This is a genomic window from Amycolatopsis sp. NPDC058278 (assembly GCF_042881395.1).
GTDB lineage: Bacteria > Actinomycetota > Actinomycetes > Mycobacteriales > Pseudonocardiaceae > Amycolatopsis.
In genome coordinates, this window is sequence record NZ_JBHVXZ010000035.1 from 1 (window position 1) to 20207 (window position 20207).

19 protein-coding genes are annotated in these 20207 nt (G+C 71.4%); 12 read left to right on the forward strand and 7 right to left on the reverse strand.

Features of this window, described 5'->3' with window-relative positions; translation table 11 throughout:
- Positions 1 to 104: 104 nt before the first annotated feature.
- The 3 genes from ACFVYA_RS19725 to ACFVYA_RS19735 form a co-directional block, all read right to left on the reverse strand.
- Positions 105 to 1274: an acyl-CoA dehydrogenase family protein gene (locus ACFVYA_RS19725; protein WP_285986650.1), complete on the reverse strand. Its 1170-nt coding sequence runs from the start codon at positions 1272 to 1274 to the stop codon at positions 105 to 107.
- Between the two features lie 95 nt (positions 1275 to 1369).
- Positions 1370 to 3499 carry a bifunctional lysylphosphatidylglycerol flippase/synthetase MprF gene (locus ACFVYA_RS19730; protein WP_387046730.1) on the reverse strand — a complete coding sequence of 710 codons (2130 nt, stop codon included), beginning with the start codon at positions 3497 to 3499 and terminating at the stop codon, positions 1370 to 1372.
- A gap of 105 nt (positions 3500 to 3604) precedes the next feature.
- Entirely contained in the window at positions 3605 to 5374 is a 1770-nt protein-coding gene (locus tag ACFVYA_RS19735; protein ID WP_387046732.1) for a sensor histidine kinase, read from the reverse strand.
- Between the two features lie 141 nt (positions 5375 to 5515).
- Between ACFVYA_RS19735 and ACFVYA_RS19740 the strand changes: the two genes are divergently transcribed.
- The 3 genes from ACFVYA_RS19740 to ACFVYA_RS19750 are packed head-to-tail and all read left to right on the forward strand — an operon-like array spanning position 5516 to position 7121.
- Positions 5516 to 5878: a response regulator gene (locus ACFVYA_RS19740; protein WP_387046734.1), complete on the forward strand. Its 363-nt coding sequence runs from the start codon at positions 5516 to 5518 to the stop codon at positions 5876 to 5878.
- Positions 5875 to 6486 carry a sensor histidine kinase gene (locus ACFVYA_RS19745; protein ID WP_387046736.1) on the forward strand — a complete coding sequence of 204 codons (612 nt, stop codon included), beginning with the start codon at positions 5875 to 5877 and terminating at the stop codon, positions 6484 to 6486. The genes ACFVYA_RS19740 and ACFVYA_RS19745 overlap by 4 nt, the downstream gene beginning before the upstream one ends.
- On the forward strand, positions 6477 to 7121 hold the full coding sequence (locus tag ACFVYA_RS19750; RefSeq protein WP_387046739.1) for a response regulator: 645 nt from the start codon (positions 6477 to 6479) through the stop codon (positions 7119 to 7121). The genes ACFVYA_RS19745 and ACFVYA_RS19750 overlap by 10 nt, the downstream gene beginning before the upstream one ends.
- Before the next feature lie 53 nt (positions 7122 to 7174).
- Here ACFVYA_RS19750 and ACFVYA_RS19755 read toward each other — a convergent pair whose 3' ends face one another.
- Complete coding sequence (locus ACFVYA_RS19755) at positions 7175 to 7909, reverse strand: hypothetical protein (protein WP_387046740.1); 735 nt, start codon at positions 7907 to 7909, stop codon at positions 7175 to 7177.
- Positions 7910 to 7914: 5 nt separating this feature from the next.
- Positions 7915 to 8874 (reverse strand): ATP-binding cassette domain-containing protein, encoded by a 960-nt coding sequence (locus ACFVYA_RS19760; protein WP_387046742.1) that lies wholly within the window; start codon positions 8872 to 8874, stop codon positions 7915 to 7917.
- A gap of 183 nt (positions 8875 to 9057) precedes the next feature.
- On the opposite strand from ACFVYA_RS19760, the gene ACFVYA_RS19765 reads away from it, so the two are divergent.
- Together ACFVYA_RS19765 and ACFVYA_RS19770 are read left to right on the forward strand one after the other, a co-directional pair.
- Complete coding sequence (locus ACFVYA_RS19765; RefSeq protein WP_387046744.1) at positions 9058 to 9858, forward strand: type II CAAX prenyl endopeptidase Rce1 family protein; 801 nt, start codon at positions 9058 to 9060, stop codon at positions 9856 to 9858.
- Positions 9859 to 9955: 97 nt separating this feature from the next.
- Positions 9956 to 10642 (forward strand): 4'-phosphopantetheinyl transferase family protein, encoded by a 687-nt coding sequence (locus ACFVYA_RS19770; RefSeq protein WP_387046746.1) that lies wholly within the window; start codon positions 9956 to 9958, stop codon positions 10640 to 10642.
- A gap of 9 nt (positions 10643 to 10651) precedes the next feature.
- Here ACFVYA_RS19770 and ACFVYA_RS19775 read toward each other — a convergent pair whose 3' ends face one another.
- Together ACFVYA_RS19775 and mihF are read right to left on the reverse strand one after the other, a co-directional pair.
- The gene (locus ACFVYA_RS19775; RefSeq protein ID WP_387046748.1) at positions 10652 to 11803 is read right to left on the reverse strand and encodes an isochorismate synthase MenF; all 1152 of its coding nucleotides are present in this window, start codon (positions 11801 to 11803) and stop codon (positions 10652 to 10654) included.
- A gap of 83 nt (positions 11804 to 11886) precedes the next feature.
- Complete coding sequence (gene mihF, locus ACFVYA_RS19780) at positions 11887 to 12198, reverse strand: integration host factor, actinobacterial type (protein ID WP_167344432.1); 312 nt, start codon at positions 12196 to 12198, stop codon at positions 11887 to 11889.
- Between the two features lie 444 nt (positions 12199 to 12642).
- On the opposite strand from mihF, the gene ACFVYA_RS19785 reads away from it, so the two are divergent.
- The 7 genes from ACFVYA_RS19785 (at position 12643) to ACFVYA_RS19815 (ending at position 20178) form a co-directional block, all read left to right on the forward strand.
- Positions 12643 to 14271, forward strand: coding sequence for a long-chain fatty acid--CoA ligase (locus tag ACFVYA_RS19785; RefSeq protein WP_387046750.1), 1629 nt, complete (start codon positions 12643 to 12645; stop codon positions 14269 to 14271).
- Between the two features lie 99 nt (positions 14272 to 14370).
- Entirely contained in the window at positions 14371 to 15660 is a 1290-nt protein-coding gene (locus tag ACFVYA_RS19790; protein ID WP_387046753.1) for an ABC transporter substrate-binding protein, read from the forward strand.
- Positions 15657 to 16565 (forward strand): carbohydrate ABC transporter permease, encoded by a 909-nt coding sequence (locus ACFVYA_RS19795; RefSeq protein ID WP_387046755.1) that lies wholly within the window; start codon positions 15657 to 15659, stop codon positions 16563 to 16565. Before ACFVYA_RS19790 ends, ACFVYA_RS19795 begins: the two co-directional genes overlap by 4 nt.
- Before the next feature lie 29 nt (positions 16566 to 16594).
- On the forward strand, positions 16595 to 17380 hold the full coding sequence (locus ACFVYA_RS19800; protein WP_387046757.1) for a carbohydrate ABC transporter permease: 786 nt from the start codon (positions 16595 to 16597) through the stop codon (positions 17378 to 17380).
- A gap of 53 nt (positions 17381 to 17433) precedes the next feature.
- Positions 17434 to 17826 (forward strand): DUF4190 domain-containing protein, encoded by a 393-nt coding sequence (locus ACFVYA_RS19805; protein WP_387046759.1) that lies wholly within the window; start codon positions 17434 to 17436, stop codon positions 17824 to 17826.
- Positions 17827 to 17998: 172 nt separating this feature from the next.
- Entirely contained in the window at positions 17999 to 19723 is a 1725-nt protein-coding gene (locus ACFVYA_RS19810) for a TIGR03767 family metallophosphoesterase (protein WP_387046762.1), read from the forward strand.
- 53 nt (positions 19724 to 19776) lie between these two features.
- Positions 19777 to 20178, forward strand: coding sequence for a PaaI family thioesterase (locus tag ACFVYA_RS19815; RefSeq protein ID WP_387046764.1), 402 nt, complete (start codon positions 19777 to 19779; stop codon positions 20176 to 20178).
- Positions 20179 to 20207 lie beyond the last annotated feature (29 nt).

Consider the following 20207-nt stretch of genomic DNA (forward strand, 5'->3'; position numbering starts at 1 on the left):
GTCAAGGCCGCCGTCCCGGCGGCCTTGACGGCTTCGTCATCCGGGGCTGCGCCCCGGGCCGGGGGCTCCGCCACCCGGAACCCCCGAAAGAAGCTGGTCGCGTTTCAGCCCAGTGTGCCGCCGACCTTCACGTGTCCCTTGAGCAGGTTGCGGGCGATCGTCCGGCGCTGGATCTCGTCGGTGCCTTCGTAGATGCGCAGCAGCCGCAGCTCGCGGTACCAGCGCTCGACCGGCAGCTCCCGCGTGTAACCCATACCACCGTGGATCTGCAGGACGCGGTCGACGATTTCGTTGGCCTTCTGGCCGCCGTACAGCTTCGCCATCGACTGCGCGTGCCGCGAATCGAGGCCCTGGTCGACCTGCCAGGCGGCGTGCAGCACCAGCCACCGCAGCGCTTCCAGCTCGACGCCGGAGTCGGCGATCATCCACTGGATGGCCTGCCGCTCGGCGATCTTCTGCCCGAACGTCTCGCGGGTGTTGGCGTGCTCGATGGCCATCGAGATCAGCCGTTCGCACGAGCCGATCGCGCGGGCGGGCAGCAGGTAGCGGCCCTGGCCGATCCACTGCATGGCGAGCTCGAAGCCGCGGCCCTCCTCGCCGAGGATCTGCGTCTCCGGGACGCGGACGTCCTGGAAGATCAGCGACGCCGGGCCCCACTCGCCCATGGTGTCGATGTACTCGGACTTCCAGCCGGCTTCGCGGTCGACGAGGAAGCAGGTGACACCGCCGTTCGCGCCCTTCTCCGGGTCGGTGATCGCGAAGACCATGGTGAAGTCGGCCTCGTTGCCACCGGTGATGAAGGTCTTCTCACCGTTGATGATCCAGTCGCTGCCGTCCTTGCGGGCGGTGGTCCGGATGGCCTTGGCGTCCGACCCGGCGCCCGGCTCGGTGATCGCGAAGCACGACTTGCGCTCGCCCGAGATGGTCGGCAGCAGGTAGGTCTGCTTCTGCTCCTCGTTGGCGTGGAACAGGATGTTGTCGGCGGCCCCGCCGAAGCGGAACGGCACGAAGGTCCGGCCGAGCTCGGCCTCCAGCAGCGCGGCCATCACGGCGGACAGGCCCATGCCGCCGTACTCCTCCGGGGTCAGCACGCCCCAGAAGCCGGACTCCTTCGCTTTGAGCTGGAGGTCCTTGAGCTCCTCGCCGGTGAGGCCGGGCTGGTGGGCGCGCTCGCGCCGGAGGACTTCCTGCTCGAGCGGGATCAGCTCCCGCTGGACGAACGTGCGGACCCAGTCGCGCACTTCCCGTTCTTCGGTGCTGAGTGAGAAATCCATGGGTGAGCTGCTCCTCCGACACTGGCTAAGCGCTTGCTTACCCATCATTGTGCGCGCCTCTTCTCGCCCGCGCAAGAAGTCGCCGCCCGCGGGCGTCAGGCGTGCGTGGTGGCCAACTTCACCAAGGCGCGCAGGCTCGTGTCCGGCAGGTACGCGCGGGTGAGCGCCACGCCGATCCGCGGGAGGTCGCCTTCGTCGCGGTACGCCAGGTACATCGGCTCGTGGCGCGGGTTGAACTTCGCCTTGAACGAGTGCAGCGACCGGAAGCCGTACACCGGTTCCAGCTCCCGGCTCAGCACCTCCAGCAGTCGCTCGACCGGCGCCGCTTCGGTGTCCGGTCCGGAACGAGCCAGCGGCGCGCCCGAAAGCGACACGAACCGCATCCCCTCCGCCTGGAAGGCCAGCACGCCCGCGCCGATCAGGAACTCCATCGCGGGCCGGAACCCGTCGCCGCGGCGACGCATGAGGTCCAGGGTCCAGCCATGGACCTCGCCGCCCGGCCCGTGCACCGGCAGCCACGAGGTGACGCCGTGCACGCTGCCGTCGGCGTCGACGGCCAGGCCGACCCGGGTCGCCGGGTCCAGGGCCTCCTCCATGCCGCCGAGCGTGAAGCCCATTTCCGGCATGCCTTTGTCGCCGACCCATTCGTCGCAGATGGCGCGGACCTGGCTGCGGACGCCCCACGGCTCGTCGGCCAGCACGACGTGGCGGTAGCTCATCCCTTCCTTCGCGGCGCGGTTGAGCGCCGAGCGCACGTTCTGCCACTTCCGGCCCCGCAGCTCGAGTCCCTCGAGGTCGACCAGCGTGTCCTCGGCGATCTGCACCCGGCTCCAGCCCAGCCGCGCGGCGGCGTCGGCGACCGGCCGGGTGACGGAGAACAAGCACGGCACGACGCCGGCGTGCTCACAGGCGACGGCGAACGCGCGGACCGCGCCGGCCGCGGAGCCTGCCGGGCCGATCGGGTCTCCGAGGCCGACGGCCACCCCGGCGTGCCGCCGGTACGCGAGGACGGACTGCCCGTCCTGGCTGCGGAAGTGCGCGTTGTCCGGCCAGGTGGCCATCCAGGACAGCGTGCTGCCCCCGTGCCGGCCGAGCAGGTCGCGGACGACGGCCGCGTCGGCCCCGCCGATCCCGGCGGACACCCCGAACCCGCGGCGCAACGGGGCCCGGAACGCCCAGCGGGTCAGGACGAGCAGGACCAGCTCGGCCGCCCACAGCACGGCACCGGTCGTGGTGAGGACCTTCTCCGCCGTGGACTCCTGGCCGAAGGCGGACCCGAGCACGGCCACCGCCCCGGCGAGCACGTTGATCGCGGCGAGCGTCACCGCACCCCACCACGCCACGCGCCGGCCGCCGCGCAGCCCGTTCGCCAGGAGCGCGACGAAGGCGATGTTGACGGCGATGCCCCAGCCGGTGTCGTCGCCGCCGGTGGTGCCCAGGGGGCTGTCCGCCGGGAACAGCCAGAGCACCAGTTCGGCGACGGCGATCAGGGTGAGGCCGGTGGCGGCGAACAGGCGCCATTCGCGGCGCCCGGCCCGCACCCGGCCCGGCGGGCCGACGTGGTGGCCACCGGCCAGGCGGCGGCTCAGCGGAAGGGCGATCGCGACGGCCCACAGGTGTTCGAGGTCGGCGAGCCCGCCGAGGAACAGGAAGGACACGCCGACGTAGACCCACAGCCCGGCGCGCAGCCGCAGCCGCCACGGCGAACGCAGCGTCGCTGACACCGCCGCCGCGCAGGCGAGCGCGCCCGCGGAGAAACCCGCGTCGACGTGGGCGGCGAGGCTGTGCGCCCACGACCACCCGGTGTCCCGGAAGACCAGGAGCGTCAGCGCGGCACCGAGCACGCCGGCCAGCTGGCCGAGTCCGCAGATCACCACGGTCCGCCCGGTGCCCAGCCGCCATTCCGCGCCGCCGGCGAAGACGGCGAACGAGAGCAGCACCGGCAGGTAGAAGACCGGCGTCAGGGCGAGGAACGAACCGGTCACCGGCGTCCACCACCCGCCGTCGGCCAGCGCGGGCAGGCCGTAGCCGACGTGGCCGAACCACGTCCGGTCGCTCGCGGCGTCCCACAGCGTGCCGGTCGCGATGCCCGCGACGATGATCGCGATCAGCACGCCGGTCGTGAAGGGCAGCCGCCGGAGCAGCACCGTGGCCACCGCGTGGACGCGTGCCGGCGCCGCCGCCGTGCCGGTCACGGGCTCGGTGAATGTTCGCGAGCTGCTCATCGCTGTCTCCTGGGAAGTGGCCCGGTGCTCGGAAGCCCAGCATCCGCCGGACGCTCGTCGCCGGTCACCGGGCCAGCCCGCTTGGGGGCCGGGGTTAACCCTGGCCTACGCCGGCAGTTCCGCCCGGACCACGGTTCCGCCGCCCGCCGGGCTCACCACGGTCAACCGGCCGCGGAGCGCCTCGACGCGGTCGGTGAGGCCACGCAGCCCGGAGCCCGCGGCGGGGTCCACCCCGCCGATGCCGTCGTCGGCGATTTCGATGACCGCCGTGGGGCCCTCGCGAAGGACGCGCACGGTCACGACGCCGGCCCGCGCGTGCTTGGCGACGTTGGCCAGCGCCTCGGACGCGACGAAGTACGCCGCGAACTCGATCGGCTGGGGCAGCCGCGGGCCGGCGGCGTACGCCACCGTCGTGGGCACCGGCGAGCGGGTGGCGAGCGCCTCGAGGGCGACGTCCAGGCCCTGGTCGAGCGCGGCCGGGTGGATGCCGCGGGCGAGCTCGCGCAGTTCGGCGAGCGAGCGGGCCAGCTGGTCACTGGCCGAGGTGACGAGCTGTTCCGCGTCCGTCGGGTCGCGCCGGATCTGCCGCTGGATCAGCCACAGCTGCATCGCGAGCGTCACCAGGCCCTGCTGGGCGCCGTCGTGCAGGTTGCGTTCGATGCGACGGCGTTCGGCGTCCCCGGCGGCGATGATCCGTTCGCGGGAGTGCTCGACCTCGGCCAGGCGCCGCCGCGCCTCGGTGTGCAGGTGCTGGTTCTCCAGGGCGATCGTCGCCGCGGCCGTGACCGCTTCGACCAGTTCGGGATCGTCGTCGAGGGACCGGTCGTAGACGAGCACGGCGACCCGGCTGCCGTCGCGCTCGACACCGGCCACCGACCGGGACGCACCGGTGCCGGGCAGGGTGACCGGGCTGCCGTCCAGGTCGGTGTAGGCGCCCGCCGCGGTGGCGTAGCCGACCACCAGGTCCGGGTCGCCGAGCGCCTTGGCCAACGCACCGCGCAGGTCGTCGGGCCGCAGGGTGCGCAGCCCGCGGAACAGGCCGGCCAGCCCGCCCCTGGCCAGCCGGGAACGCAGCAGCCCGGCCAGGAACGCGACGGGCACCGTGAGCAGCGAGCACACCCCGATCCAGAGCAGCACCATCGACTTCTCGCCGGTCAGGAACTGCGCCACGAGCAGCCACCCGAACAGCAGCAGGCAGGCGGCTCCGGCGACACCCGGCGCCAGCGCCCGCCGTCCGGGCGTGGACGCCGAGCGCCAGCGCACCGCGACGACGACGGCGGTGCCGGTCACGGCGGCCAGCAGCGTGCCGCGCTGGGCAACGTCGACGAGCTCGGCGAGCCGCTCGTGCGGCCAGATCGCGATCGGGTTGCCCGGCACCCCGGAGAACAGCAGGAACAACGGGGCGAGGACGAGCAGTTCCAGCAGGACCGCGCCGGCGAGCACCCGGTCCGCCGTCGTGCGCACCCGCCCACCGGTGAGGAAGGTCAGCACGAGCACGACGAAGAACAGCACCCACAGGTCCGGCAGCCACAGGCCGACGACCTGCGCCGGCGGCCACGCGAGCTGGCTCACCAAGGGACTGACGAAGAAGGCGAAGCCGGTGATGGTCATCAGCAGCCCGCTGTGGTTGTCCGGCCGGCGGCGCCAGGCGATCAGCCCGCAGGCGGCGAAGGAGCCGCCGATCAGCCGGAACGCGACGTCGATCGCCTCGACCGGTGCCCCGTTCGGGAACAGCATCGGGACCAGCGCGCCGAACTCGGCCGCGAGCGCCACGGCCCAGAGCAGCAGCCAGAAGCCCGGTCCGTGCCCGGAGCGGGCGAACCGGTGGGTGGTGGTGCGGGCCTGCCCGCCGGCGAACGCCGTTTCCGAAGCCATGACCTGTCCTGCTGCGGTCGACGGGTCCCCCTGGCAGCCGCACGGTAATGCAGGACGACCCCCGCCGGTACCGCTGAACCGCCGCGGATCCGCAGGGTTGTCCCGGTAGCTGCCGCCCGGCGGCGCTGCGACGATGAGGGGATGGTTCCCCGGGTCCTGATCGTGGACGACCACGCCGCGTTCCGGTCGTTCGCCCACCGTGTCCTGGTGGCCGACGGGCTGGTCGTGGTCGGCGAGGCGGCCGACGGCGCCGCGGCGATCGCGGCCGCGCCCCGGCTGCGGCCCGACGTGGTCCTGCTGGACGTGGGCCTGCCCGACATGGACGGCTTCGCCGTCGCCGCGGCACTGGGTGCGCAGGACGAAGCGCCCGCCGTGGTCCTGGTATCCAGCCGCTCCCGGGACGACTACGGGTCACTGGTCGACGCCAGCAGCGCCGTCGGGTTCATCGCGAAGTCCGCGCTGAGCGGCGACCTCGTCCGGCGGCTCCTGGAGCCGGGGACGTGACGACGCCCGAGCCGGAGAGCGCCCGGCTCGTCGACGCCGCGGACGAATTCCGGCGCCGGCTCGAACGGCAGCTGCACGACGGCGCCCAGCAGCGGCTCGCTTCCGCCGTGCTGGCCTTGAGCCTGGCCGCCCGGACACTCACCGGCGACGCGGCCGCACTCGTCACCGAAGCGAGGGAAGAACTGGGTCTGGCCATGGCAGAGTTGCGGGAACTGGCCCGTGACATCTACCCGGTGTTGCTGGCCGAAGCCGGCTTGGGGCCGGCGCTCGCCTCGCTCACCTACCGTTGCCCGGTGCCCACCGTGGTCTCGGCCGTGCCCGGCGGGCGGCTCCCCGGGCCGGTGGAACGGACCTGCTATTTCGTGGTGTTCGAGGCGCTGAAGAACGTGGCCGGGCACTCGCACGCCGGCCGGGCCGAGGTCGTGGTCCGCGCGCAAGGAGGTCAGGTGAACGTCGAAGTGAGCGACGACGGTGTCGGGGGCGCCGACCCGGGCGGGCCGGGCCTGCGCGGGCTGGCCGACCGGGTGGCCGCCCGCGGGGGCAGGCTGCGGGTCGTGAGTCCCCGCGGCGCCGGTACCCGAGTGCGGGCCGACGTGCCATGCGGGTGATGATCGCGGATGACGCGGTCCTCTTCCGCGAAGGCGTGGCGCGCGTGCTGACCGAAGCCGGGTTCGACGTCGTGGCGCAGGTCGGCGACGCCGCGTCGCTGCTGCACCGGGTGCGTCAGGACCCGCCGGACGCCGTCGTCGTCGACATCCGGATGCCGCCGACGCACACCACCGAGGGCCTGGACGCGGCCCGGGACCTGCAGGAGCGGCACCCGTCGGTCGGCGTGCTGGTGCTGTCGGCCCACGTCGAGCCGCACTACGCGCTGCAGCTGATCGAGTCCGGCGCGCGCGGCGCCGGTTACCTGCTCAAGGAACGCGTGGCCGACCTCGACGAGCTGACCGAGGCCATCCGCCGGGTCGCGGCCGGTGGGCTGGTCATCGACCCGTCCGTGGTCGCGCAGCTGGTCGGGCGCCGGCGCACCCGCAGCCCGCTCGACCAGCTGACCGATCGCGAGCGGGACGTGCTGAAGGTGATGGCCGAAGGACGGTCCAACCAGGCCATCTGCCAGCGGCTCTACCTGAGCCAGAAGACCGTGGAGGCCTACGTGCGCTCGGTGTTCACCAAGCTCGGCCTGCACCAGGGCGCGGACGACAACCGGCGGGTCCTCGCGGTGCTGACCTACTTGCGCGGCTGAGCGCACGCCGAAGTGGCCGGACCCGGTCCCGGATCCCGCCACCTCGGCTCGCCTCAGGCGTCCCTGCGCTTGGCCACCGCGATCGCGATCGCCAGCAGACCGCCGCTCACCGCCGCGAAGTAGCCCATCGCCACCCACGGCTGTTCGGTCAGCGCGGCGCGGTCCGCAGGCGGGCCGCTGAGCAGGAACTGCTTGGCGGCCTGGAACGGCAGCCAGCGGGCGCCCGACTCGAACCCGGGGATCATCGCGAGCAGCGACTCGGCCATCAGCGCCCAGGTCAGCACCAGCGCCACCGCCCCCGCGGTGTGCCGGATCAGGATCCCCACCGCGACGGCGAACACCGCGGCCACCAGGTAGACCAGGCCGACCCCGCCGACCTGACGCCATTCGGCCAGTCCGTGCAACGCGAGGTCGCGGCCCGGCATCAGGACCAGGCCCAGCGCCCAGCTGCCGAACGCGGCGAGCAGCCCGACCAGCCCGGCGGCGAGCGCGACGACCAGCGTCTTGGCCAGCAGCACCGCGCCGCGGGCCGGCGCGGCCAGGAACGTCGTCCTGATCATGCCGACGGAGTACTCGGTGGTCACCGCGAGCGTCGCCATCACCATGACCACGGCCATGCCAAGGCCGTAGCCGAGCTGGGTCGACGGAACACCGGAGAAGCCGGTGTCTTCGTTGCCCGCCATGGAAATCGAGCCCACGCCGACGGTGGCGAGGACACCGAACGCGGCGCACCACCACGGCGACCTGATCGACGTCAGCTTGATCCGTTCGGCTGCGATGAGGGACATCGTGGTCACCTTCCCGCCGCGGCGAGCGCCGCGGAGTCGTTCCGGTCGCCGGCGGGTGCGCCGGCGCTGTACTCGACGTCGTGCCCGGTGATCTGCATGAACGCCTCTTCGAGCGAGGCCCGCTGCAGGGCCAGCTCGTGCAGCACCACCCCGGCGCCCGCGGCCAGCTCGCCGATCCGGGCGATGCCGGTGCCGGCGACGACCAGTGCCTCGTCGTCGCCGGGGTCGGCCTGCACGTCGATTCCGTCCCGCAGCAGGACTTCCGCGAGTTCGAGCAGCTGGGGGCTGCGCACCCGCACGGTCGAGGTGACGGCGCCGTCGACGAACTCGGCGGTCGAGCTCTCGGCGATCAGCCTGCCCCGCCCGATGACGACCAGGTCGGTCGCGGTGAGGGCCATCTCGGGGAGCAGGTGGCTGGACACCAGCACGCTGCGTCCTTCGGCGGCGAGGTCCCGCATGAACCGGCGGATCCAGACGATGCCTTCCGGGTCCAGCCCGTTGACCGGCTCGTCGAACAGCAGCACCCCCGGATCGCCCAGCAGCGCGCCGGCGATGCCGAGCCGCTGGGACATGCCCAGCGAGAAGGTGCCGGCGCGGCGGTCGGCGACCGCCGTCAGCCCGACCTGGTCGAGCACCTCGTCCACCCGGGCGGCCGGCAACCGGTTCGACCGGGCGAGCCAGCGCAGGTGGTTGCGGGCGGACCGGTTGGGGTGCACCCACTTCGCGTCGAGCAGCGCGCCGACCTCACGCAGCGGGTGCGGCAGGTCCTCGTAGGGTCTGCCACCGATCAGGGCGTGCCCCGACGTCGGCCGGTCCAGCCCGAGGACCATGCGCATGGTCGTCGACTTGCCGGCGCCGTTCGGGCCGAGGAAACCGGTGACCCGGCCGGGCCGGACAGTGAAGGACAGGTCGTCGACGGCGAGCGTCGGGCCGTAGCGCTTGGTGAGTCCGCGAGTTTCGATCATGAGTTCCTCCTCGTGGTGCTGTCGAGAAGCCACTGTGGCTGCCGGCCCCACCGCGCCAGCAGCGGGAAAACCCTGGCGGCCACGGGGAAAACCCTCACCGGACACCGGGGCGCGCCCGCTACCGCCCGGACCCGGCCCGGCGCATCGTCGAGGGGAACCGCACGCCGACGCCAGGAGGCACCGATGCCGATCACCGCGTGGACCCGCCGCCACCGCCTCACCGTGTTCTTCGGTCTCGCCTTCGCCGTTTCCTGGTGGGCCTGGCCGTTCTACGTCGCCGGCAGCTCTCCGACGCCGTTCTTCGCCTGCGGCCCCTTGGTCGCGGCGATCGTCGTCATCGCCGTCGCCGACGGCCGGGCCGGCTTCCGCGACCTGCTGGCGCGGCTGACGCACTGGCGGGTCGGCTGGACCTGGTGGGCCGTCGCCATCGCGCTGCCCCTGGCCGTGCTGGCGGTCGCCTCGCTGGCCAACGTGACGCTCTGGGGCGCTCCCGCGCCGGGTCTGGGCAACCTCGCCTGGACCGACATCGCGGTGGTCGCCGCGATCCGGTTCGTCGACCCGCTCGACGGGCCGTTCGGCGAGGAGCCGGGCTGGCGGGCCTACGCGCTGCCGCGGCTGCAGGAGAAGTGGTCCCCGCTCCGCGCCGGCACCACCCTCGGTGTGGTGGTGGCGCTGTGGCACCTGCCGCTGGTCACCTCGGGCAAGCTGGCCCCGATCGGCCTGGTCGTGACCTTCGCGATCACCCTGGTCTACGTGTGGCTGGTCAACCGCACCGGCGGAAGTGCGCTGATGGCGCTGGTCTTCCACGTGGCCCAAGGCGCGATCAGCTACGCCGCGCTCGGCTTCCGCGGTGCCGACGCCGACCGGATGGACTGGCTCACCGGCGCGTTGTGGTGCCTGATCGCCTTCGGCGTGGTGACCGCCGACCGCGCGGCTTGGCGGACCGCTCCCGCCCCGGCTGTCACCGGGCACGCCCACGTCTGACAGCGGCCCGGCGGTCGGCCGCCACCGGCGGAACCACCCCAGACCTCGGCCGGAAGTCGTGACAACGGCTTCCGGGCCCGGAAGGATCGGGGGTGTGATGGAGATCGAGGTCCGCTGGTCGTCACCGTTGCCCGTCGAAGATCGCTTCATGCGCCTGCTCGACGACGTCGAGCAAGGGCGGTTCGAGGCGTACCGGCAGGAGGCGGACAAGCGGCGGTTCCTGACCGGCCGGGTACTGGCGAAGACGGTCGCGGCCGAGCGGCTCGGCCTGGCGCTCGAGGCGGTGAAGTTCGACGCGACCTGCGAAGACTGCGGCAAGCCGCACGGGCGGCCGCGGATCCCCGGCGCGGACCTGACGCTGTCGATCTCGCATTCGGGCGAGCTGATCGGCGTCGCGGCGACCCCGTCGGTCCCGGTCGGCCTCGACGTCGAAACGGCCACCCGCCGCGCGGACGACGGCCTGATCGAGTACGCGCTGAGCCCGGTGGAGGCCGAGCACCTGGCGGGCCTCGACGCCGCGGAGAAGGCGGCGGCGTTCTTCGTCTACTGGACCCGCAAAGAGGCCGTGATGAAGGCCACCGGCAAGGGCCTGCGCATCCCGCTGCAGAGCATCACGTTCTCCCGCTACGACGAACCGGCGAGCCTGGCGTCCTCGGGCGATCCGGCCCTGGACCCGGCGACGACCCGCCTGGCGGACCTGAAGGCCGCGGACGGCTACCGGGCGGCCATCGCGGTGCTGACCACCGACGAACTGTCGGTGACCGAGGAGCACTGGGTCCCCTAGGCGAGCCGCTCAGACCGGCAGGTCCGCCAGCCCCATCGCCGTCAGCAGCGTGCGGAACTTCGCCGTCGTCTCGTCCAGCTCCGCCTGCGGGTCCGACGCCGCGACGATCCCGCCGCCCGCGTACAGCCGCATCGACGTCGAGGCGATCTCCGCGCAGCGGATCCCCACCGCCCACTCGCCGTCGCCCGCCGCGTCGACCCAGCCCACCGCTCCCGCGTAGTAGTCGCGGTCGAACGGCTCCAGCTCCTGCACCAGGTCGCGGGCGCCCTCGGTCGGCGTGCCGCAGATCGCCGGGGTCGGGTGCAACGCCGCCGCCAGGTCGAGGGCCGTGATGTCCGGGTCCGCCAGCTCGCCCGTGATGGGTGTCCGCAGGTGCCAGATCGCCGGCGTCGTGACCAGCTCCGGCCCGGCCGGGACGTCCAGCGTCCGGCAGAACGGCCGCAGGGCCTCGACCAGGTAGTCGATCACCACCGCGTGCTCGAGCTGGTCCTTGCGGGAGGTCCGCAGTGCCTCGCCGTTCGCGCGGTCGGCCACCGGGTCGGCCGAGCGCGGCATCGATCCGGCGTGCGGTGAGGAGAACACCGTCCGGCCGGTCCGCCGCAGCAGCAGCTCGGGTGTGGCGCCGACGAGCGACCGGCCGCCCGGCAGCTCGGCCGCGTACGTGAAGTGCCGGGGGTTGCCGACGGCCAGGTTGCGCACGATGCTCTCGGCGGGCACCGGCGCGGCGAACTCGAGGTCCAAGGCACGGGCCAGGACGACTTTGCGCAGGTCACGCTCGTCCAGTGCGAAAACCGCGGCGCGCACGGCCTCCATGTGCAACGCGGGAGACGGCACCGCACGCACCCGCGAGGGCGCGGGGAGCACCTCACGCGGCAGCGAAGGCGCCCCTTCGGACCGGTGGACGGTCCGGGGCACGACGAGGTGGCCGGGCACCTTCGTGTCGGGCCCGGTGTCGAACGGGAGGACGCCGACGGCCAGCGGGGCGCCCGTCTCGGCCAGGACACCCGGGATCACCGAGGCGAGCCGGCGGGGGTCCGTCTCGGTGACGGTCCGGATGGTGCCCTGCGCGAGGAGTGCGCGCTGGGCCGTCGTGAAGAGGAAGTCGCCTCGCTGGTAGCGGGCGGCGAGGTCAGCCGGGGTTGCCGGATCAGGAGAACTCACAAGACCAGCGTCCCAGGCTTCGGAGGATCCGCGAGGGGAGTGTCACCAGCGACACTCCCCTCGCGGTCAGCTCCTGGTGACGGCTACTTGAGCGCGTCGATGAGCGCCTCGCGCTGGCGCTCGCCCAGGCCGGCCGCACGCCGGTCCGGGTCGATGCCGGCCTGCTCGAGCAGGGCAGCGACCTTCACCGCGCCGAGGCCGGGGACGGCCTTCAGCAGCTGGGTGACCTTCGTCTTCCCGATGGTCTTGTTCTCCTTGGCCTGCTTGAGCACCTTTTCGATGCTCTCCTGGCCGGACTTGATCGACGCGAGCAGCTCCGAACGCGCCTTGCGAGCCTCGGCGGCCTTGGCCAGGGCCTCGGCGCGCTGCTCCGGAGTCAACGTAGGCAGAGCCAACGTAGTGTCCTTTCCTCTCAGGTCTCCGCTTTCGCGGCCGACAGCTTTTGTGAGCGCTTGCTCCTGCAAGCGCTGCTCAGCCGTCTCTTGCCACGGGCCCAGTAAACGCCACCCGCTTCGTGGCCGTGCAACCGACACGCACTTATTACCCCCGGAGGTGATACCGGGCAACCCGCTCCGGCCTGCGGAAACGCTCCCAAGAAGTGGGCCACGTGGCCTCTCTCACCCGGAAGTGGAGCCTCCGTTACGCACTGTTCTCGTGCACATTTCCTTGCATATAAGGAAAAGCCGAAAAATTGATGATCTTGATCATCGTCCGGTGGTCGCCCGATCGCGCGACGACCGTGACCGAACGGAGCCGTAGTTGACCATGCCCGCTTCACCCGATCCGCACTAGAGTCGGCGCAACCCCAGTTCACCGGCGAGCGACCCCCGGGAGCGACCATGTTGAGCACCATGCAGGACGGCCAGCTGTCGCTGGCGAACCTGCTCCGCCACGGCACGTCGGTGCACTCGGCGAGCGAAGTCATCACCTGGACCGGTTCAGAAGCCCGTCGCGAGAGCTACCGCGAACTCGGCCGCAACGCCGCGCGGCTCGCGAACGCCCTCAAGAGCCTCGGCGTGACCGGTGACCAGCGCGTCGGCACGTTCATGTGGAACAACGCCGAGCACATGGCCGCCTACCTGGCCGTCCCCGCCATGGGCGCCGTGCTGCACACGCTGAACATCCGGCTGTTCCCGGAGCAGCTCGTCTTCGTCGCCAACCACGCCGAGGACCACGTCGTCATCGTCGACGGCACCCTCGTCCCCCTGCTGGCGAAGCAGCTGCCGCAGTTCAAGACGGTCCGGCACGTCATCGTGGCCAACGGCGACGCCGCGGCCCTCGAAGCACCCGACGGCGTCGAGGTGCACGCCTACGCCGAGCTGCTGGCCGCCCAGCCCGACACCTTCGACTGGCCGGACGTCGACGAACGCTCCGCCGCCGCGATGTGTTACACCTCGGGCACGACCGGTGACCCCAAGGGTGTCGCCTATTCACACCGGTCGATCTGGCTGCACTCGATGCAGGTCTGCATGACCGACAGCATGCGGCTCGCGCAGCACGACAAGGCCCTGGCCATCGTGCCGATGTTCCACGCGATGGCGTGGGGCCTGCCGTACGCGTCGCTGATGGTCGGCGCGTCGCTGCTGATGCCGGACCGGTTCCTCCAGCCGGCGCCGATCTCGGCGATGCTGGCCGCGGAGAAGCCGACGTTCGCCGGCGCGGTGCCGACCGTCTGGCAGGGCCTGCTCGCCCACCTCGAAGCGCACCCGCAGGACATCTCGCACCTGCGCGAGGTCGTCGTCGGCGGCTCGGCGGTGCCGCCGTCGCTGATGCACGCCTTCCAGGAACGGCACGACGTCCCGATCTTGCACGCCTGGGGCATGACCGAGACGTCGCCGCTGGGCAGCGTCGCCCGCCCGCCGGCCGCCGCGACCGGTGAGGACGCCTGGAAGTACCGCTACACCCAGGGCCGCTTCCCGGCCTCCGTGCGGGCCCGGCTGATCGACGACGACGGCGCGGTACTGCCCTGGGACAACGAAGCCGTCGGCGAACTCGAGGTCCAGGGCCCGTGGATCGCGGCGTCGTACTACGGCGGCGCGGAGGTCGACCCGGACAAGTTCCACGACGGCTGGCTGCGCACCGGCGACGTCGGCAAGATCAGCCCGGACGGCTTCCTCACGCTGACCGACCGCGCCAAGGACGTGATCAAGTCCGGCGGCGAGTGGATCTCCTCGGTCGACCTGGAGAACCAGGTGATGGGCCACCCGGCGGTGGCCGAGGCCGCGGTCGTCGGCATCCCCGACGAGAAGTGGGACGAGCGGCCGCTGGTCGCCGTCGTGCTCAAGGAAGGCCAGCGCGTCACGCCGGAAGAGCTGCGGGACTACCTGTCCGACAAGGTCGCGAAGTGGCAGCTGCCGGAGAACTGGACGTTCGTCGACGAGGTGCCCAAGACCAGCGTCGGCAAGTTCGACAAGAAGCGGATCCGCGCGTCCTACTCCGAGGGAAAGCTCGACATCTCACAGCTCTAACGGGTAAATCTCCGGCGAGTCTCATGCCTCTGGCGGTCACCATAAGGGACCCTTGCGCCCTTATGGTGGCCTTCGGAGCACGTCGGAGGGGTTCTGGGGATGCAGCGGAACAGGCGGAGTTTCCTCGCACTGGCGGGAATGGGCGCGCTGGCGACGGCCTGCGGGTCGAACACCGGGCGGCAGGGTGACCCGCCGCCCTCGACGGCGTACTCGGCGGGGCCGCCGCCGTCGGACGCCCCGAAGGTCGCGCTCCAGCAGTGGTACCACGCGTACGGCGAGGAAGGCGTCCAGGACGCCGTCAAGCGGTACGCGTCGAGCTACTCCGGCGCGGCCGTGACCGTGCAGTGGAACCCGGGCGACTACGACTCGAAGATCGTCACCGCGCTGCAGAACAGCAAGGTGCCGGACGTCTTCGAGGCGCAGGTCAAGATCGACTGGGTGCGGCAGAAGCAGGTCCTCCCGCTCGACGACGTCATCGGGCCGGTGAAGGGCGACTTCAGCCCGGCCGTGCTGGCCGCGCAGACCGTCGAAGGCCGGGTCTACGGCATCCCGCAGGCCACCGACACGCAGGTGCTCTTCTACCGCAAGAGCCTGCTGCAGGCCGCGGGCGTGCAGCCGCCGCAGACGGTCGACGAGCTCGTCGACGCCGCCGCGAAGCTGACGAAGGACGGCGTCAAGGGCTTCTTCGCGGGCAACGACGGCGGTGTCGGCGTGCTCACCGGCCCGCTGCTGTGGTCGGCCGGGCTCGACTACCTGAAGAACGGCAACCGCGAGGTCGGCTTCGACGACCCGCGCGCGGCGACCGCGCTGGGCAAGCTGCACACGTTGAACGCCAACGGTTCCCTGCTGCTCGGCGCGCCGGCGGACTGGTCGGACCCGGGCGCGTTCATCGACGGCCTGACCGCGATGCAGTGGACCGGGCTGTGGAACGTGCCGAAGATCCGCCAGGCGTTCGACGACGACTTCGGCGTCCTGCCCTTCCCGAAGCTGGACGGCAGCGGCGCGCCGTCGGTGCCGGTCGGGGCGTACGGCGCGATGGTGAACGCCAAGAGCGCGCACGTCGCCGAGGCCAAGGCGTTCGTGAAGTGGCTGTGGATCGACCAGACGCAGGACCAGCTGGAGTTCGCGACGAAGTTCGGCTTCCACGTGCCGGCCCGGCAGAGCCTGGTCGGCCGGGCGGACAACCTCAAGTCCGGCCCGGCCGCCGACGCGGCCCGGTTCGTCCAGGAGAGCAGCCACCTCGTCGGCGGTCCGGTGTGGACCCAGCCGTCGAACACGGCGCTGTCCGACGCGGTCGCGAAGATCGCGAAGGAGGGGGCGGATCCGGTCGCGCAGGTCAAGACCGCGGTCGAGGTGGCGCGCGCCGAGCTGAAGCGCCTGTTTGGATGACATCGGGGCGGAAGCGGCGCGATGCGCGCGCGTTCTGGCTGTTCGTGGGGCCGTTCCTGATCGGGCTGGCGGTTTTCGCGTACCTGCCGATCGGCTGGAGCGCGTACCTGTCGTTCTTCGACGCGCGCAACACGGTGACGCCGACCGAGTTCGTCGGGCTGGACAACTACGGGCACATGCTCACCGACGAGCCGTTCCTGTCGAGCCTGGGGACGTTCAGCGTCTTCGCGGTGTTCATCGTGCCGCTGACGTTCGTCTTGTCGCTGGCGCTGGCGCTCGGCGTCAACCGGCTGCGGTTCGCGCGGGCGTTCTTCCGGTCGGTGTTCTTCCTGCCGTTCGCCTGCTCGTACGTGGTGGCGTCGCTGATCTGGAAGACGTCACTGTTCTCGGGTGTCCGGTACGGACTGGCCAACACGGTGCTTTCGGTCTTCGGCGTCGATCCGGTCGCCTGGACCGGCACGGTGCACCCGCCGCTGTACTGGGTGGTGCTGGTGACGGCGCGGCTGTGGCTGCAGCTGGGGTTCTACATGATCCTGTTCATCGCGGCCCTGCAGCGGATCCCGGTCCAGCTGTACGAAGCGGCGTGGCTCGACGGCGCCAAGCCGGGCTGGCCGGTGTTCCGCCACATCACGCTGCCGCAGCTGCGCGCGACGGCGGTGGCGGTGTTGCTGTTGAACCTGATCAACGCCTACCAGGCGTTCGACGAGTTCTACAACATCATGGGCGACGCCCGCGGCTACCCGCCGTTCGCCCGGCCGCCGTTGGTGTACTTGTACTACACGTCGCTGGGTTCGGGCGGCCAGGACCTCGGCCGCGGCAGCGCCGGCGCGGTGCTCCTGGCGCTGATCATCGCGCTGGTGACGTTGCTGCAGGGCCGGGTGCTGCGCTTCGGGCGGGCGGTATGAGGGCGTTCCTGCGGTGGGCTTGCTTGTCGGTGGCGGCGGTTCTCTTCCTGCTGCCGTTCTACCTGCTCCTGCGCAACGGCCTGGCCTCGCGAGCGGACCTGACTTCTCCACAGTGGACGTTCTTTCCGTCCACAGTGCACTGGGAGAACTTCGCGCGGCTGTTCTCGCTGTCGGACGTCCCGTTCGCCCGCAGCCTGCTGAACTCGGCGCTGGTCGCGACCCTGCAGACGGTCGGCCTGCTCGTGGTCTGCTCGATGGCGGGCTACGGCTTGGCGCGGATCCCGTACCGGCATTCCAGGATCGTGTTCTACGCGGTGCTGGCGACGCTGATGATCCCGACGTCGGTGACGTTCGTGCCGAGTTTCGTGGTCGTCTCGTCGCTGGGCTGGCTGTCGGACTTCCGCGGCCTGGTGATCCCCGGGCTGTTCAGCGCCTTCAGCGTTTTCCTGTTCCGGCAATACTTCCTCGACTTCCCCCGTGAACTGGAAGAGGCAGGCCGGGTGGACGGGCTCAGCCGGTGGGGCGTGTTCCGGCGGATCGTGGTGCCGAACTCGAAGGGCTTCTTCGCGGCGATCGCGGTCATCACGGTGATCGGCAGCTGGAACGCGTTCCTGTGGCCGCTGATCATCGCCCAGTCACCGGATTCGTGGACGGTCCAGGTGGCGCTGTCGGGGTTGCTGACGGCGCAGAACCCGCAGCTGAACCTGCTGTTCCTGGCGGCGGCGGTGTCGATCCTGCCGATCGTGCTGCTGTTCGCGTTCCTGCAGCGGTACCTGGTGCGCGGGGTGGCCGAGTCCGGTTTGGGCGGCTCGTAACACGCGGCGATCCGGCGGCGACTTGGGGACGTCTCTCAGGAAGCAGGTGCGTGATGACCAGTTCGACCCCCTACCCGCCGGTCAACCCGGACGACCCGCAGTACCCGGCGTCGGCGCCGGTACCGGCGTACCCGGCGCCGTACGCGGCCATGCCGGGCCCGTACCCGATGCTGCGCACCAGCGGGCTGTGCGTCGCCGGCATGGTGGTCGGGATCCTGGCCCTGCTCGGCTTCTGGATCCCGATCGGCGACGTGGTCCTCGGCCTGGTCGCGATGGGGCTGTCCTGGGCCGGCCTGCGCCAGAGCACCCAGCCCGGGTACACCGGCCGCGGCATGGGCATCGCGGGCCTGGTCTGCGGCGGCATCGCCATGATCCCGGCGGTCATCGTGGTGATCATCTTCCTCACCGCGGCCACCGCCGTGACCACGTGCGGCGCCTTCTGCTGACGGTGGCCGCACGCCAGCGGCGGAAATGACCACAACCTTCGGCGGTACACCCCTCCCCAGCACCTGTGACAAGGTGAACTCAACTGTCACGGTGAATGTTTTTCACGTTCACCTCGCGTCCACCCGGGTCCGGCACGGTGCCGGTCAACCGAGAAGACTGGGGAGCGAACTCATGGCCGAACTCACCCGGCGCACCTTCGCCACCGCGGGCGCCGCCGGTGTCGGGCTCCTGCTCTGCACGCCCACCGCGAACGCCCTCGACCGCGCGCTCCGGCTCACGAGCACCCGCTCGGTCACGACCACCGGCACCACGCTCGACCAGGTCGCCACCGGGGGCGGTACCGCGACCTACTCGCGGCTGTCCGCCGGGCCCGGGTGGCCGCTCGTCGTGCGCGGCGAACTCGCCGCCCCGAAGAGCGGGCGCGACGACCGGCGCCGGGCGCTGTCGGCCTTCGTGCAGTTCACCGACCTGCACATCACCGACGCCGAAAGCCCCGCGCGGTTCGAGTACCTGCACCCGTTCATCGGCTCCGCGCACCGGCCGCAGGAGGCGCTCGGCACCGTCGCGACCAGCGCGCTGGTCGAACGGGTCAACAGCGTGCGGCAGGGCCCGTTCACCGGGCGGCCGTTCGACCTCATGGTCACCACCGGCGACAACACCGACAACCACGAGCTGATCGAGCTCGACTGGTTCCTCAAGGTCCTCAACGGCGGCACCGTCACCCCGAACTCCGGCGACGCGAACGCGTACGAAGGCGTCCAGAGCTCCGGCAACGACGAGTACTGGAACCCCTCGATCCCCGGCGTGGGCGACAAGTACTCGGCGAAGGGCTTCCCACAGCTCCCCGGCCTGCTCGAAGCGGGCATGAAGACCTTCACCGCGCCCGGCCTCGACGTCCCGTGGTTCTGCACCTTCGGCAACCACGACGACAGCATCGTCGGCTCGCTGCCGGCGCAGATCCCCGGGATCGACGCCTGGTACACCGGGAAGTACAAGGTCATCGGCAAGGACGAGACCACCGCGAAGAAGCTCGCCGACGCGATCAAAAAGGGTTCCGGCGTCCCGGTCGCGGAACTGTTCGGCGGCAGCGGCACCATCCGCGAGGTCACGCCGGACGCGCGGCGGCGCCCGTTCGGCACCGGCGAGTTCGTCCGCGCCCACCTCGACGCCGCCAACACCGGCCCCGGCCCGGTGGGGCACGGCTTCACCAGCGCCAACGCCGACGGCCAGAACGTCTACTACACCTTCCGGATCGCGCCGGGCATCACCGGGATCAGCCTCGACACCACCACCGACGCCGGGTTCGCCGACGGCTCGATCGGGCTCGCGCAGTACTCCTGGGTCGAGTCGACGCTGAAGCGCAATAGTTCGACCTACTACGACTTCTTCGGCCGCAAGGTCACCCACGCCGTCACCGACGAACTGTTCCTCCTCTTCAGCCACCACACCAGCGGCTCGATGGGCAACCTGCTGCCGGACTCGCGCCACCTGCTCGACCCGCGCCTCGACGGCAACGCCTTCGTCGCGCTGCTCAAGCGGTTCCCGAACGTGCTGGCCTGGGTCAACGGCCACACGCACCTCAACAAGATCACGCCGCACACCGGGACCACCCCGCAGCAGAGCTTCTGGGAGATCAACACCGCGTCGCACGTCGACTTCCCGCAGCACGCCCGGATCGTCGAGGTCGCCGACAACGCCGACGGCACGTTGTCGCTGTTCACGACGCTCATCGAAGCCGAAGCGCCGTACGCCGTGGACTACGACGCCCGGACGCCACAGGCGCTCGCGTCGCTGTACCGCGAGCTTTCCTACAACGACATCCACACCGACCTCGGCCGGGTCGGCGCGGCCGAGGACCACAACACCGAACTGCTGCTCGTCAACCCGCTGAGCTGAGGTTACGCCGGAGGTAATCGCCCGGCCCCGGATCTTCGGGCAAGCTGCGGAGCATGACCGACCCCGAAGGCACCCAGCTCTTCCACCGCTCCATGCCGTTCTCCGAACGCCTCGGCGTCGAGGTCATGGAGCACGGACCCGCGCTCGTCCGCAGCCGGCTGAAGTGGGACGAGAGCCTCTGCACGCTCGGCGGCGCGCTGCACGGGGGCGCGCTCATGGCGCTGGCCGACTCGACCGGCGCCGTGTGCGCGTTCCTCAACCTGCCCGAGGGCGGCCAGGGCACGACGACCGTCGAATCGAAGACGAACTTCCTGCGCGCGGTGCGTTCGGGCTACGCCGTTGCGTCGTCCAGACCACTGCACGCGGGCCGCAAGTTCGTCGTGGTGGAGACCGAAATCCACGACGACGACGGCAAGTTGGTCGCGAAAGTGACACAGACGCAGGCCGTCCTGTAGGTACCTGTTTACAGGCCCGGCCGGAGCGG

Bases quoted from the DNA above. Each gene is read 5' to 3' on its own strand.
- ACFVYA_RS19810 (WP_387046762.1), top strand. From the start codon at position 17,999: ATGGCCGAACTCACCCGGCGCACCTTCGCCACCGCGGGCGCCGCCGGT.
- ACFVYA_RS19790 (WP_387046753.1), top strand. From the start codon at position 14,371: ATGCAGCGGAACAGGCGGAGTTTCCTCGCACTGGCGGGAATGGGCGCG.
- ACFVYA_RS19770 (WP_387046746.1), top strand. From the start codon at position 9,956: ATGGAGATCGAGGTCCGCTGGTCGTCACCGTTGCCCGTCGAAGATCGC.
- ACFVYA_RS19725 (WP_285986650.1), bottom strand. From the start codon at position 1,274: ATGGATTTCTCACTCAGCACCGAAGAACGGGAAGTGCGCGACTGGGTC.
- ACFVYA_RS19740 (WP_387046734.1), top strand. From the start codon at position 5,516: ATGGTTCCCCGGGTCCTGATCGTGGACGACCACGCCGCGTTCCGGTCG.
- ACFVYA_RS19755 (WP_387046740.1), bottom strand. From the start codon at position 7,909: ATGTCCCTCATCGCAGCCGAACGGATCAAGCTGACGTCGATCAGGTCG.
- ACFVYA_RS19785 (WP_387046750.1), top strand. From the start codon at position 12,643: ATGTTGAGCACCATGCAGGACGGCCAGCTGTCGCTGGCGAACCTGCTC.
- ACFVYA_RS19730 (WP_387046730.1), bottom strand. From the start codon at position 3,499: ATGAGCAGCTCGCGAACATTCACCGAGCCCGTGACCGGCACGGCGGCG.
- ACFVYA_RS19795 (WP_387046755.1), top strand. From the start codon at position 15,657: ATGACATCGGGGCGGAAGCGGCGCGATGCGCGCGCGTTCTGGCTGTTC.
- ACFVYA_RS19815 (WP_387046764.1), top strand. From the start codon at position 19,777: ATGACCGACCCCGAAGGCACCCAGCTCTTCCACCGCTCCATGCCGTTC.
- ACFVYA_RS19735 (WP_387046732.1), bottom strand. From the start codon at position 5,374: ATGGCTTCGGAAACGGCGTTCGCCGGCGGGCAGGCCCGCACCACCACC.
- ACFVYA_RS19805 (WP_387046759.1), top strand. From the start codon at position 17,434: ATGACCAGTTCGACCCCCTACCCGCCGGTCAACCCGGACGACCCGCAG.
- ACFVYA_RS19750 (WP_387046739.1), top strand. From the start codon at position 6,477: ATGCGGGTGATGATCGCGGATGACGCGGTCCTCTTCCGCGAAGGCGTG.
- ACFVYA_RS19765 (WP_387046744.1), top strand. From the start codon at position 9,058: ATGCCGATCACCGCGTGGACCCGCCGCCACCGCCTCACCGTGTTCTTC.
- ACFVYA_RS19760 (WP_387046742.1), bottom strand. From the start codon at position 8,874: ATGATCGAAACTCGCGGACTCACCAAGCGCTACGGCCCGACGCTCGCC.